13 protein-coding genes are annotated in these 13,724 nt (G+C 68.7%); 7 read left to right on the forward strand and 6 right to left on the reverse strand.

The annotated features are described in order from the left end of the window. The first annotated feature begins 302 nt into the window (after positions 1–302). Together gdhA and ABTV68_RS04050 are read left to right on the forward strand one after the other, a co-directional pair. The gene (gene gdhA, locus ABTV68_RS04045; RefSeq protein WP_433676344.1) at positions 303–1,649 is read left to right on the forward strand and encodes an NADP-specific glutamate dehydrogenase; all 1,347 of its coding nucleotides are present in this window, start codon (positions 303–305) and stop codon (positions 1,647–1,649) included. Positions 1,650–1,747: 98 nt separating this feature from the next. Next, the gene (locus ABTV68_RS04050) at positions 1,748–2,068 is read left to right on the forward strand and encodes a hypothetical protein (protein ID WP_433676345.1); all 321 of its coding nucleotides are present in this window, start codon (positions 1,748–1,750) and stop codon (positions 2,066–2,068) included. 34 nt (positions 2,069–2,102) lie between these two features. Here ABTV68_RS04050 and ABTV68_RS04055 read toward each other — a convergent pair whose 3' ends face one another. Beyond that, entirely contained in the window at positions 2,103–2,516 is a 414-nt protein-coding gene (locus ABTV68_RS04055) for a hypothetical protein (RefSeq protein ID WP_433676346.1), read from the reverse strand. Between the two features lie 43 nt (positions 2,517–2,559). After that, positions 2,560–3,411 carry a formyltetrahydrofolate deformylase gene (gene purU / locus ABTV68_RS04060; protein ID WP_433676347.1) on the reverse strand — a complete coding sequence of 284 codons (852 nt, stop codon included), beginning with the start codon at positions 3,409–3,411 and terminating at the stop codon, positions 2,560–2,562. A 434-nt stretch (positions 3,412–3,845) separates the two neighbouring features. Here purU and ABTV68_RS04065 point away from each other — a divergent pair, with 434 nt between their 5' ends. Further along, complete coding sequence (locus ABTV68_RS04065; protein ID WP_433676348.1) at positions 3,846–4,337, forward strand: glutaminase; 492 nt, start codon at positions 3,846–3,848, stop codon at positions 4,335–4,337. A gap of 95 nt (positions 4,338–4,432) precedes the next feature. Here ABTV68_RS04065 and ABTV68_RS04070 read toward each other — a convergent pair whose 3' ends face one another. The 4 genes from ABTV68_RS04070 to ABTV68_RS04085 form a co-directional block, all read right to left on the reverse strand. Continuing rightward, complete coding sequence (locus ABTV68_RS04070) at positions 4,433–5,230, reverse strand: LysR substrate-binding domain-containing protein (RefSeq protein ID WP_433676349.1); 798 nt, start codon at positions 5,228–5,230, stop codon at positions 4,433–4,435. Between the two features lie 183 nt (positions 5,231–5,413). Then, positions 5,414–5,821, reverse strand: coding sequence for a transferase (locus tag ABTV68_RS04075; RefSeq protein ID WP_433676350.1), 408 nt, complete (start codon positions 5,819–5,821; stop codon positions 5,414–5,416). Positions 5,822–5,955: 134 nt separating this feature from the next. After that, positions 5,956–6,732 (reverse strand): DNA-formamidopyrimidine glycosylase family protein, encoded by a 777-nt coding sequence (locus tag ABTV68_RS04080; protein ID WP_433676351.1) that lies wholly within the window; start codon positions 6,730–6,732, stop codon positions 5,956–5,958. Further along, the gene (locus ABTV68_RS04085; RefSeq protein ID WP_433676352.1) at positions 6,725–11,284 is read right to left on the reverse strand and encodes an ATP-dependent helicase; all 4,560 of its coding nucleotides are present in this window, start codon (positions 11,282–11,284) and stop codon (positions 6,725–6,727) included. The genes ABTV68_RS04080 and ABTV68_RS04085 overlap by 8 nt, the downstream gene beginning before the upstream one ends. 151 nt (positions 11,285–11,435) lie before the next feature. On the opposite strand from ABTV68_RS04085, the gene ABTV68_RS04090 reads away from it, so the two are divergent. The 4 genes from ABTV68_RS04090 to ABTV68_RS04105 all read left to right on the forward strand — a co-directional run bounded on the left by ABTV68_RS04090 (position 11,436) and on the right by ABTV68_RS04105 (position 13,613). Next, positions 11,436–11,981, forward strand: coding sequence for a hypothetical protein (locus ABTV68_RS04090; protein WP_433676353.1), 546 nt, complete (start codon positions 11,436–11,438; stop codon positions 11,979–11,981). Further along, positions 11,982–12,185 carry a hypothetical protein gene (locus tag ABTV68_RS04095; RefSeq protein WP_433676354.1) on the forward strand — a complete coding sequence of 68 codons (204 nt, stop codon included), beginning with the start codon at positions 11,982–11,984 and terminating at the stop codon, positions 12,183–12,185. It abuts the gene before it with no gap. A gap of 85 nt (positions 12,186–12,270) precedes the next feature. Beyond that, complete coding sequence (locus ABTV68_RS04100) at positions 12,271–12,852, forward strand: DUF4956 domain-containing protein (protein ID WP_433676355.1); 582 nt, start codon at positions 12,271–12,273, stop codon at positions 12,850–12,852. Next, on the forward strand, positions 12,849–13,613 hold the full coding sequence (locus ABTV68_RS04105) for a polyphosphate polymerase domain-containing protein (RefSeq protein ID WP_433676356.1): 765 nt from the start codon (positions 12,849–12,851) through the stop codon (positions 13,611–13,613). The genes ABTV68_RS04100 and ABTV68_RS04105 overlap by 4 nt, the downstream gene beginning before the upstream one ends. The last annotated feature ends 111 nt before the right edge of the window (positions 13,614–13,724 follow it).

Consider the following 13,724-nt stretch of genomic DNA (forward strand, 5'->3'; position numbering starts at 1 on the left):
GTCCTCTCGTGAGGATGGGCCCGATGCCGTATCGTCGCACGTTTTCTGCGCACGTGCGCGAGCGGAATCGGCATGTATGCTCGAAAGACCGCGGCCTCATTGACGACGCCAGAATCCGGTGGGGCCGCTTCACGGCTGATCCCGTCACGTCGTTTCACCGGACGTCATCTGGACCGAGTGATCCCCGGACAGCCGTCCTCTGAAGCCGCGTGGTCGCCGCGCGCGTGCACACTGATCGCGTGCGGCGGGATCGATCCCCCCGCGGCCGCGTATGACGCGCCCGCCCACTGAACGGAATTCTGATGACCGTACTGGATGACCGCCTCGTCTCCGTCTACGACGAAGTGCTGGCCCGCAACCCCGGAGAGGCCGAGTTCCACCAGGCCGTCCGCGAGGTTTTCGAGAGCCTGACGCCGGTCGTCGCAAAGCACCCGGAATACCTGGACTCGGCCGTCATCCAGCGACTGTGCGAGCCGGAGCGACAGATCATCTTCCGTGTGCCGTGGACCGATGACAAGGGTCAGGTGCAGCTCAACCGTGGCTTCCGCGTCGAGTTCAACTCGGCTCTCGGCCCGTACAAGGGCGGCCTGCGCTTCCACCCGTCGGTGTACCTCGGCATCGTCAAGTTCCTCGGGTTCGAGCAGATCTTCAAGAACGCGCTGACCGGTCTTCCGATCGGCGGCGGGAAGGGCGGGTCGGACTTCGACCCGAAGGGCCGTTCCGACGCCGAGGTCATGCGGTTCTGCCAGTCGTTCATGACCGAGCTGTACCGTCACCTCGGCGAGTACACCGACGTTCCGGCCGGGGACATCGGTGTCGGTGGCCGCGAGATCGGCTACCTGTTCGGCCAGTACAAGCGCATCACCAACCGCTACGAGTCCGGCGTCCTCACCGGTAAGGGCATCGGCTGGGGCGGCTCCCTCGTGCGCACCGAGGCGACCGGCTACGGCACCGTCTACTTCGTCGACGAGATGCTGAAGGCCACCGGCGACAGCTTCGAAGGCAAGAAGGTCGTCGTGTCCGGTTCCGGCAACGTCGCCATCTACGCCGTGGAGAAGGTGCACCAGCTGGGCGGCACGGTCGTCGCGATGAGCGACTCGTCCGGCTACGTCGTGGACGAGAAGGGCATCGACCTCGACCTCATCAAGGACATCAAGGAGGTGCGCCGCGGGCGCATCGCCGATTACGCCGCCGAGCGTGGAGCCACGTTCGTTCAGGGTGGTTCGATCTGGGACGTGCCGTGCGACATCGCCCTGCCGTGTGCGACGCAGAACGAGCTGGACGAGAACGCCGCGGTCACCCTCGTGAAGAACGGCTGCATCATCGTCGCCGAGGGCGCCAACATGCCCTCCACGCCGGAGGCCATCCGTGTGTTCGTCGAGGCCTCGACGCTGCGCTTCGCTCCCGGCAAGGCCGTCAACGCCGGTGGCGTTGCGACCTCTGCGCTGGAGATGCAGCAGAACGCCTCGCGCGACTCCTGGTCGTTCGAGTACACCGACCAGCGTCTCGCGAGCATCATGCGCGACATCCACGACTCCTGCCTGGCGACGGCCGACGAGTTCGGGGCACCGGGAAGCTACACCTCGGGTGCCAACATCGCCGGATTCATCCGCGTGGCCAACGCCATGCAGGCGATGGGCGTGATCTGAGCTGATCCGATCGAGGGGCGCGGACCATGCGGTCCGCGCCCCTCGTCGTTTCCGTCGGACCTGTTGCCAGCATGGCTCGTGCGGGGGATGATGTGCCCATGTTGGAGGCACACCAGACGACGCGGGCAGACCCCGCATATCAGCTCGCGTACCCGCGCTATCGGGTCGACTTCTGGCGTATGGGCGAGGATGCCTGGGATCAGGAGGCGTGGTACCTCACCGGCGTCGACTCCGTGCTGGAGGCGCTCGCGTGGGTGCACGCGCACGCTCACGGCCGCCGCTTCGAGCTCTTCGTGGAGGCGGACGATCACTCCGGTGAGTCCGGTCCACGCACGGCTCCGCTGGTGCGGCTCGCGGGTTCGGATCCCAACGAGCCCACGGCCGTCACGGGCGCCCTCCGGGTCATCCGTCGGCGCTGAACCCAGCTCGCGACAATCACGACCCAAGGTCGAGCTACACCGCCTCGCTGACGATCGAGGTGTGATCGCGGAGCCTCGTCGGCAGCAGAGCCGCGACGATTGACGCGACCGTGGCCGGGAGGAACAGAGCACCGATGGTCATCGCTCCGAGGATCGCGAACGTGCCGAGTACGACAGCGACCAGGAAGGAGGCGACAGCCCAGGTGGTGCCGCGGAGGAACAGCGGCCACGCAACGACGGCAGCCAGCGCTACAAAGAGGAGCAGGATGGCAGGGCCCTGCGCCTCCAGGAGCGTTCGGGACGCGAAGGTCGAACGCCCGGATGAATCGCTCTGCGCCCCGGCGAAGGTCGGCGCGGTGCAGGCGTATGCCGCGGCGCCGATGACGAGTCCGAGCGCGATGAACTGCAGCACGCGTTTCGCGTTCAGATACCCTCTTCGCTTCGTCATGATGCCCTCATCATGCGCCGCATCGGCACCGGGCGGAAGGGCCTTAGAGGATGACCGTGGACGCCCCGTCGACGATCACGCGATCCTCACAGTGCCACTGCACGGCGCGCGCGAGCACCATGCGCTCCACGTCCTGGCCCCGGCGCTGGAGGTCCTGCGCGCTCTCCGCGTGGGTGACGCGCGCCACATCCTGCTCGATGATCGGGCCTTCGTCGAGGTCCGCCGTCGCATAGTGCGCCGTTGCTCCGATCAGCTTCACGCCGCGCGCCTTGGCGCGGGCGTACGGGTTCGCACCGATGAACGCGGGCAGGAACGAGTGGTGGATGTTGATCACAGGCACACCGACCTCGCGAACGAAGTCGTCGGAGAGGATCTGCATGTATCGGGCGAGGACGATGAAGTCGACCTTGTCCGCCAGCAGGTCCAGCTGCGCGCGCTCCATCGCCGGCTTGTCACCGGACGGAATGTGAACGAACGGCACGTCGAAGTTGCGCACCGCGGCTTCGAGGTCGGGGTGGTTCGACACCACGCAGACGACCTCCATGTCCAGCTCACCGCGCTGGGTGCGCCAGAGCAGATCGAGCAGACAGTGGTCGTACTTCGAGACGAAGATGGCCACACGCTTCGGCTGCGCGCCGTTGTGCAGCGACCACTGCATCCCAAACTTCTCTGCGAGCCGCGCGATTCCGCGCTCGAAATCCTCACGGCGGTCGGCGAAGTCCTCGATGTGCAAAACCAGGCGCTGGAAGAAGCGGCCGTCCTCGGCGTCGGTGGAGTGCTGGGCCAGCGAGATGATGTTCGCGCCCTGCTCGGCGAGTGTGGCGGCGACCGCGGCGACGATGCCGGGCTGGTCGTCGCAGGTGATGAGAAGTCGGGCGGTGTCTTGCTGGATCATGCTTCTCCTGTCGCGGGCGCGGTCCTCCGATTCTCGCCCGTGGCGGCGTGTGGCGTCGAATCCGCGCCGTCATGCACCGTGCGGGGCGTGCGTCCCCCATGTATGAGCCGACGAGATTCTGACACCCCTTCGCCGATGTGGCCTCACCCACCCCAGAGCCCGCGAGACTTCCGGCTGTGGGCGAGAATCACCGCGACGCGCCGGTTGTCGCCCACAGACGGAAGTCTCGCGGATGACGGCGGCGGCGTTCCGGCGGGGGCGATTCGAGCGCCCGGCGTTGAGGAAACGACGCCCGTGCGCGAAGCGAGGGGATTGTCGCCGAGTGAGGGTCGGGGGCGATGGATCGTCCTTCCTCCGACGAACGCCCCTCGTTTCGCGACGGAGCGGGCTGGGCGGTGGGGCGAGCACAGGGCGGGCCGCCGTACCCTGGAAGGGTGAGCGATGTCGTCGATCTGTTCCGCGCGGCGCGCGGTCGACTTGCGGGAGCACCGCGCGAGACGCTGGGCGTGTGGCATGTGCCGAAGAAGGTCCTCGGGCTCGGCGGAACCCCGCGCATCGTGTCGGATGGTGAGGCCTGGCACGTCGGAGCACTCCTGATCGCGGATGGGTTCGTCGCGTCCGTCGGTGAGATCAGTCGAGTGCAGGATCCGGGGCGACGCGGCTACGCTGCGGAATCGGCCCGTCAGCGTGCCGAGATTCGCGCGGCGGCGCTGCGCGGTCGCATTCCGGAAGGGGCGATCGTCCACCTCGGGTGGGACGTCCTCGATCTGGATGCTGTCGCCGCAGGCGGGACATCGGGACCGCTCGTCGGCGGCGCCGAGCCGATGATCCGCTGGAGCGCGAGCGGCGGACTCATGCCGCTCGCCGCGTACCTGACGGAGCGCATCGACCTGCTCCTGACCCCACCTCGCGGGGCCGCGGGCTGACGATCGTCATCTGCCGGCGGGCAGATCGAGTGGCAGGCGGCAGAGACGATCTGCGGGTGCCGACTACGCGTTGCACAACGAGTGCGGCGACGGGATCAACCGCGTGACGAGTTCGCGGTGCGGCCGCGGATGATGCCGATGAAGGCATCCACGTCGGTCGTCTGCCGGTCTGCGTGCCAGGCGAACCCGACGGGGGCGACGGGGCCGTCGACGAACGGTCGGTAGACCACGTCCTTGCGATGGTGGAGCCGCGCCAGCGACATCGGCACGATCACGACACCGACGCCCGCGGCGACCGTCGCGATGGCGTCCTCCGTGGTCTCCGGAGGATCGAAACGCGGCGTCTCCGTACCCTCGATCGGTCCGACTTCCAGCACATCGTCCGCAGGGACGATGAGCACCTCGCCGGCAAGATCGACCGGACGCAGCTCGTCACCCGCGGACAGAGCGGAATCGGCGGACACGACCACGACGGGAACCTCGTCGTACAGCGCGATGACGTGGAGATCGTCCTTCTCGATGGGCAGGCGCACGATGGCCGCGTCCACGTGTCCGGCGACCAGCGCATCGCGCTGCGCTGCAACCGAAAGCGGGACCAACTCCAGGGTGACGTCCGAGAAGCGCTGCCGCCAGATGCGGATCCACTTTCCAGGCGTGGAGCCGGGCACCGCTCCGAGGCGGAAGATGCGGGGCTCCGCCGGCACCACCGCGGTCGGCGAAGTGTCCTTCTTCGCGCCAGCACTCGTCTGCTTCGCGTTCTTCTTCGGCCCGTTCTTCGTGCCGCCCGCGTTCGCCTTCTGCGCTCCTGACTTTCCGCCGCTGGGGCGCCCGGAAGATCGGCTGGGCCGCGACGATCCGCCGCGGGACGGCTGGCGGGACGACGATCGACTCATAGCTCCAGGCTACTCGGCATGCTGCGGGACCTCGGCTGTGAGCGACACGGGAAACAGGCCACGCGCCGGACCGAGCGACGCCGTCGAAACGACGAACCTCGCCGGAATCGGGCGCCGAAACGAATGATGCCCCAGACTCGGAAGTCCGGGGCATCGCGCCATCTCAGGCGTCGTGATGATGATTCAGGCGGCGAGGTGGAGTCCTCGTCGGTCGGTGGCGACGCGGGCGCCATCCGGGATGACCTCGTCATCTCCGATCAGGGCTCCGCGCGCGACGCGGGCGCCTCGGCCCACGCGCGTGCGAACGCCGATGTGCGCTCCTTCGCCGATGACGGCGGACGCCTCGACGTGTGCGTCGGCGTCGATACGAGCGTCGGAACCGATGGTGGCGTCACGTTCGATCCACGCGCCGCGGCCGATTCGGGCGCCGGCGGCGATGCGAGCGTGCGGTTCGACGTACGCTCCCGCTTCGATGAGAGCACCGGCGTCGACCTTCGCGCCGTGTGCGACCAGTCCGCGGCCGTTGGCGTGTTTGCGATACCGCAGGGTCTGCCCGCGGTCGTCTTCGATGTCGATGTAGTTCTTACCCACAGCTTCCTCCTACGATCCTGCTCGATCGTCAACGAATGCAACACGAGGGTGTCTTCGTTCATTCCCCAATCTCGTCCTTCCCGCTGTCCTCTCTCTGTGAGGCGCCTACGAGCCGCCCGAGTGCGGGGAAGTGCTCAGGATTGCTGGCAGGACGGACACCAGAAGACGCGGCGCGTGCGGGTGGGATCGGCCCCCAGCGCGCCCTCGCGAATCGGCGTGCCGCACCTCCGGCACGCCTGACCGGTGCGGGAGAACACCCAGTCCGTGCGACCGGGACGGGCGTCGCCGGTGAAGACGCGCCCGACTCGGGAGAGGTTCGCCCGCATCATGCGGGCACCGGTCTGGATGAGTGGCTGCACCTCGACGTCGGTGGCGGGCGTATGGGGATCAACGCCACGCACGAACAGCATCTCGTTCACATACTCGTTGCCGAAACCGGCGACGCTGCGCTGGTCGAGAAGGGCGACGTGAATGGGCCGCGGATCCGCGCCGACGCGCGCGATGGCCTCCGCTTCGTCCCAGTCGTCGGCCAGTGGATCGGGGCCGAGATGGCCGACCAGCGTGTGCTCATCGGCTGTGGGGATCACCGCAACGCCGGCGAGATCGAAGCCCACGGCGACCCGGTCTGCCGTGCCGACGATGGCGCGCGCCTGGAAAGCGGGACGCCGCCATCGAGCGTCGGCGCGGTAGAGCTGCCACGCCCCCTCCATCCGCAGGTGGCTGTGCAGGGTCCAGTCGCCGATGCGATGCAGCAGGTGCTTCCCGCGCGGCACGACCTCCTTCGTCACCTGACCGCGAAGGTCGGCGTTGGCGCTACCCGGCACCCGGATGTCGAAGCGCGTGATCTCGAAGCCGCTGAGGAATTCGTTCAACCGAGCGGCGGTACGAAAGACGGTATCGCCCTCAGGCACGGACACCTCCCGCCTGACGACGGAAGGTGAGCCCCTTCGGCGACTCCACGAACCCGGCGGCTCGCAGCGCCCGCCCCAGCTCCGTCTTGTAGACGAACACACCGTTGACCTGCTCGATCGTCAGCGTCTCGAGATTGCGGGCGCGCGCGGTGGCGACAAGATTGGTGGCAGCCGCCCGGTTCACGTCTTCATCGTCCGTGAAGCTCAGCACGGTGCGACCACCGCGCTCCAGGTACAGCACGAGTTCGCCATCGACCAGGACGACGATGCCGCCCGCCTTGCGACCCGGGCGATGCTTCACGGCGTCCAGAGCGGGCCACGCCAGGGCAGCACCGTAGGCGTTCGCGGGGTCTGTGGCCGCGAGCGTGATGGCACCGAGCGGCGCGGGTTCTTCGAGCGAGGCGAACTGACGCAGGCGATCCACGGTCGCCGATGCCGCGAACTGCGCGGCACCCAGCTTCTCGATGAAGTAGCCGCGTCGGCAATGCCCCGCATTCTCGAAACCGGCCAGTGTGCGATAAGTCTGCGCGAATCCGCCGGGGACTTCTTCCGCCACCGATGCGCCGCGGGTGACGACACCGTACCGATCGAGCAGCACGGAGGCGCTGGCGGTGGCACGGACAGCGGGATCGACCGACGCGGTCGGCAGCAGCGCCCAGCGTCCGCCGACGGCGGTGGGGCGTGGCGGTGCTGCCGTGCGCGGGATCGCGGCTCCGCGGTAGAGCCGGGCACGCGGCGTGCGGCGGGCGACGCGGTGTGCCTGACTCCCACCGCCGATGAGCGAACGCACGGGGGCGAAGGTGTCGTTGGAGACGCGTCCGGCCCAGGCCAGCTCCCACAGCGCTTCGACGACAGACTGCTCGTTCTCCGCGCCGGTCATCTCCCGCAGCTGTCCGGCGAAGTACGCGCCGCCGCCGGAAAGGGCCATCAGAAGCTGGTCCGGGAGCGAACCGGGGGATACCTCGCCCTCGGGATCGGGCAGGGTGACCGCGGCGGCATCGGCCAAGTGCAGGGCGATCCAGCCGTCGCGTCCGGGTAGCGAGCCGTGGCCGGACCAGAGCACTTCGCCCGTGGACGTCAGCTCGTCGAGCATCGCCGGGGTGTAGTCGCGCACGCGGGAGGGCAGGACCAGGGACTCCCACGCACTCGCCGGGATCGGCGTGCCGGCGAGCTGTTCGATCACCGCGACGACACCGTCGATGCCCTCCAGCGGGCGGACGAGGTGCTGCCAGTCGGGCAGGAACCGGGCGTAGGCGGCCTGCGCCACGGGCTCCACGCTGCCGCGCAGCGCCGCGAGCGAACGCATCCGCAGCCGCCGCAGCACCTCGGCATCGCACCACTCCGCCTCGTCCCCGGTGCCGTCGGGGAGGAAGAAGCCGCTCGCCAGGCGCCCTGCCGACTCGAGCCGCTGCAGGGTGTGACGGGCCACCGCGGCACCGATCCCGAGTCGCTCGGACACCTGCTGTGTCGTGAACGGACCGTGGGTGCGGGCATGACGAGCGACGAGGTCGCCGAGCGGGTCGGGCAACGGCTCCAGGAACGCCACGGGGATCCCGACGGGGAGCGCCACGCCGAGCGCGTCGCGGAGCCGGCCGGCATCCTCGATCGCCGCCGTGCGCTGTTGCCCGGCGATGACCACCTCGATCGCGCGGCGTGCATCGACCAGCGCCAGCAGATGTGCCCGGGCCTCGGCCGTATCCTGCGACTCGGATCGCGCTGCCACCTCGTCTGGGGTCAGCGGGCCGAGCACGCGCAGCAGATCCGCCACACCCTCGCGGTCGCGAATGCGGCGATCGGGGGCGAGTCTCTGAGCCTCGGCCTCGTACTGGGCGATGACATCGGGATCGAGCAGCTGACGCATCTCGACCTTGCCCAGCAGTTCGCCGAGCAGTGCGGGATCCACCGACAGGGCTGCCGCGCGGCGTTCCGCGAGCGGGGAGTCGCCCTCATACATGAACTCGCCGACATAGCCGAACAGCAGGTCGCGTGCGAACGGCGAGGGCACCGAGGGTTCCGTCTCCACGAGGCGGATCTTGCGCTCCGCGATGGAGCGGGTGATGCGAAGCAACGCGGGAAGGTCGTAGACGTCCTGCAGCACCTCGCGAAGCGTCTCCAGGATGATCGGGAAGGTCGGGTGACGGCGTGCCACCTCGAGGAGCTGCGCGGATCGCTGCCGCTGCTGCCACAGCGGCGAGCGCTTGTTCGGATTCGTGCGCGGCATCAGCAGCGCCCGCGCCGCGCACTCGCGGAACCGGGAGGCGAACAGCGCCGACCCGCCGACCTCCTCGGTGACGATCTGCTCGATCTCGTCGGCGTCGAACACGAACAGGTCCGCACCCGGCGGCTCGGACGTGGCATCCGGGATCCGCGCGATGATGCCGTCGTCGCTGGCCACCGCGGATCCCTCGACGCCGAGCCGCTCGCGGATGCGGGCGTTCACCGCCAACGCCCACGGGGAGTGCACGCTCATGCCGTAGGGGGAGTGCAGGATGAGTCGCCAGTCGCCGACGTCGTCCTTGCCGCGCTCCACCGTGAGCGTGCGATCCGTGGGCAGGGTTCCCGTCGACTCCTTCTGCTCCGCGAGATAGGCGAGCAGGTTGGCCTGCGCCTTGTCGTCGAGACCGGCATCAGCCAGGCGCGCCTCTGCGCGTTCGCGGGGCGAGGAGTCGAGGTCGCGGGTCATCCGCCCCAGCGCCTCGCCGAGCTCCGCCGGACGGCCCAACCCGTCGCCGTGCCAGAACGGGAGCTTTCCCGGTTGACCGAACGCGGGAATCACATTGACGCGGTCGTGCGTGATCTCGACGATCTTCCAACTGGTGGTGCCGAGAGTGAAGACGTCGTTCACGCGCGACTCGTAGACCATCTCCTCGTCCAGCTCACCGACGCGCGCATTGCGCGTCTCGCCCGCGACGAAGACGCCGAACAGGCCGCGATCAGGAATCGTGCCGCCGGAGGTGACCGCCAGCCGCTGCGCGCCGGGTCGGCCGGTGAGGGTGCCGGCGTCCCGATCCCAGACGACGCGTGGGCGCAGCTCGGCGAATTCGTCTGACGGGTATCGGCCCGCGAGGAGATCCAGGGTGGCCTCATACGCCGAGCGGGGCAGCGAGCGAAACGGCGCGGACCGGCGAACCGTCTCGAACCACTCCTCGACGTCGAGAGCATCGAGGGCGCTGGCGGCGACGGTCTGCTGCGCGAGGATGTCCAACGGGTTCTGCGGAACGGCGATCGCCTCGATCTGGCCGTTCAGCATGCGCTCGGTGACGATGGCCGTGTGCAGCACATCCGCACGGTGTTTCGGGAACATCGAGGCGACGGACACCTCGCCGACCTGGTGCCCCGCCCGGCCCACACGCTGGAGGCCGGAGGCCGCGCTGGGCGGTGCTTCCACCTGGATCACCAGGTCGACCGCTCCCATGTCAATGCCCAGCTCGAGCGAGCTGGTGGCGACCACGCATCGCAGGAGTCCGGACTTCAGTTCCTCCTCGACGATGGCGCGCTGCTCTTTCGACACCGATCCGTGGTGCGCCTTCGCGAGGAGGGCGGGCGCGCCCGCGCTGGAGCCGGCCTGCGCCATCATGCCCGCGGGGACGACGGGGTCGGGCAGCGTGAGTCCCACCCGCTCGGCGTGGATCTCATTGAGGCGTTCGGTGAGCCGCTCGGCCAGACGACGGGAGTTGGCGAACACGATCGTGGAGCGGGCGCCCTCGATGCGATCGACGATGGCCTCCTCCACGTACGGCCACACGGATCCGGTCATCTCGGTGTTCTGCGGCGAATCCGCGTCGAACCAGTCCGCGGAGTCGGATTCCGGAACGGGCGGATGAGCCATGTCGTCGAGGGGCACGACCACCGACAGATCGAAGGTCTTCGAGGCCTTCGGAGCCACGATCTCCACCGGTGCCGCGCCGCCGAGGAACCGCGCCACCTCGTCGATCGGCCGGACGGTGGCGGACAGTCCGATGCGCTGAGCGGGCTTCTCCAGCAGGGCGTCGAGTCGTTCCAGACTCACAGCCAGGTGAGCGCCGCGCTTGGTGGCGGCCACGGCGTGCACCTCATCGATGATCACCGTGTGCACATCGGTGAGAGTCTGCGCCGCGCGGGAGGTCAGCATCAGATACAGCGATTCCGGCGTGGTGATGAGAATGTCCGGAGGGTGGGCGAGGAGGGTGCGACGATCCTTAGCCGGGGTGTCGCCGGAGCGCACGCCCACCGAGATCTCGGGTGGCGTCACCCCCAGCCGACGGGCGGACTGTGTGATGCCCACGAGCGGGGATCGGAGGTTGCGCTCGACATCGACGCCGAGGGCCTTCAGCGGCGAGATGTAGAGGATCTTGGTGCGCTCATTGCCACCGCTGCCGTCGTGGAAGAGCCGGTCGATCGACCAGAGGAACGCCGAGAGCGTCTTTCCCGAGCCGGTGGGTGCGACCACCAGCGAGTGACGGCCGTGGGAGATGGCCTCCCACGCGCCTTCCTGCGCTTTCGTGGGGCGCGAGAAGGCCCCCCGGAACCAGTCGGCGGTCGCGGGGCCGAATCGATCGAGTACGTCAGCCATCGCATCCATTCTGCGCGCCCCCTCCGACATCGGGTGCGTGCGAGCGGCTGAAGACGCGCTGGCCGTGCGCGAGCGCCGCTGGCAGACTCGACGTGGGCCGTCGCTGCCCTGCACGCGGCCCCGATGACCATCGCTATCCGAAGGACCGGCCATGACCGACCTGTACATCGACGACCCGGACGAGGGGCTGGCTCCCGTCACCAGCCACCCGCGATTCGTGGAGGTCGCCCCGGAGGAGTTCTACGATGAGGCGAACGAGTTCGCGCCGTTCGGCAGCGATGACGGACATGACACCCTGCGTTCCCTCGAGGGGTGGTTCGAGGAGAACGGCGCGAACAGCGATCCGCGGACCTTCCTCGCCGAGCTGCTGGAGGACTGGGGGTTCGACCTTCCCCCGAACATCCATGAGGCGGCAGCCGACGAGCTGCGCGAGTGGAGCGCGGCGGAGGACATGAACGAGGTGCTGATCACGTCGGAGGCCCGCGCGCGGGTCGCGACAGCTCTCGGCACGCTGAAGATCGTGGGCACGGTGTCTTCGGAGATGTTGGCGGAGGGACGAGCGGGGGTCCGCGTGCTGCGCATCCTCGCCGAGGACACCACGCGCTATCCGGACTGGCCGTATCGGGGCGAGGCGCTGCGGGCTCTCGCGGACATTGCGACCGTGCTGGACCGCATCGATCCAGCGACGGAGGCCTGAATGCGCGCGCTCCAGCAGGCTCTCCTCGGTGCCGGAACTCTGTTCATCGTGCTGGGGATCGCTCTGATGTTGATCGAGGTGTCCCGCGCGATGGGCATCGGCCTGACGATCATCGGCGCCGCCGCGATGGGCGGCTCGATCGCGCTCTCGATGCGATCCCTGCGCGACCGCGACCATCGTGATCCGCGGGACCCGAATCCCTGATTCAAACGCCGCGCCTCACCCTGACATAGCAAGCGCATAGGCCGACGGGGTCGGATGGAAGTCGCTGATCCTGACAGGAGAGATGATGACTTCCTCGACCTTCGCCCTCATGGCCATCGACCTGGTGGCCGCCCTCGTGCTGGTGCTCGGACTGTACTACCCGCGTCACCACCGACGCGATCTCGTGGTCGCCTTCCTCGGCGTGAACGTGGGCGTGCTGGCAGTGTCCACCGTGCTCGGCAGCGCCGATGTCGCGCTGGGCCTGGGCCTCGGGCTGTTCGGCGTGCTCTCGATCATCCGGCTCCGCTCCAGCGAGATCAACCAGCGAGAGGTGGCCTACTACTTCGCCGCGCTCGCGATCGGACTGGTGTGCGGACTTCCGCAGACCGAGATCTGGATCCCCGCACTGCTCAGTGCGCTCATCCTTGCGGTGCTGGCGATTGCCGACCACCCGGCCCTGTTCGGTCGCGTGCGGCATCAGAACGTGCAGCTCGACCGCGCCATCCTCGACGAAGATGAGCTGGCCGGCGAGCTTGCCGAGCTGCTGGGCGGCGAGGTGCTCTCGCTCACCGTGCAGCGGGTCGACCTGGTGAACGACACCACGGTGGTGGATGTCCGCTTCCGCACGTCGGGCGTCGTGGCCCGTCACGAGCGGGTGAGCGCATGAGCGCCGTGGTGACGGAGGAGCTGGCCGCGCGGTTCGACGCTGTCGACCTCGACCAGCTGGTGACGGAAGCCGCGCTGCTCACCCGAGTGGACCGCAAGTACGTGGTGCCTCGTGTCGCGCTGCCGACGATCATCGGCGGACTCCAGACGGGAACGCGCGCTCTGGACATCGACGGTTCGCGAGACTTTGCCTATCGATCCGTGTACTTCGACACCCCGGAGTTGCTGAGCTTCCACCTGGCCGCGCGTCCTCGCCGGCGTCGATTCAAGATCCGTACCCGCTCGTACGAGGACACGGGTGGCGCGTTCCTGGAGATCAAAACGCGCGGCGCGAGGGGGACCACGGCGAAGGAGCGCGCGGAGTACCGCGCCGAGCTCGATCGACTCCCTGTGGAAGCGCGCGAGGAGATCGAACAGTCGCTCGCCGCCATCGGAGTGGCGGAGTCCGTGGCCGATCGGCTGCAGCCCACCCTCACCTCGAGCTATCGCCGCGCCACGCTGCTGGGGACCGACGGGGCGCGCGCCACGGTCGACACCGATCTCACGTGGCTCGACGTGAGCGGCCCCGAACTTCGCCTGCCCGAGGTCGCCATCGTAGAGACGAAGTCGGCAGCGCGGGCATCCGACGCGGATCGCGTGCTGTGGCGGCAGGGGTATCGCCCGGTTTCGGTGAGCAAGTATGCGACCGGTCTCGCGGCGCTGCGTCCGACGCTCCCGCGCAACCGCTGGTCCCGCCTCCTCCGCGGACCCTTCGTTCCCTGACGCGCTGAGCCTCATCGAGAAACCCGAGCAAGTCCGAGAAACCCCGCATCGCAGGGTTTCTCGGACTTGCTTGGGTTTCTCGCGTGCCGTGCGCGCACCCGGGCGGGCATA

The organism is Microbacterium gorillae (assembly GCF_050990725.1).
Taxonomy (GTDB): domain Bacteria; phylum Actinomycetota; class Actinomycetes; order Actinomycetales; family Microbacteriaceae; genus Microbacterium; species Microbacterium gorillae_A.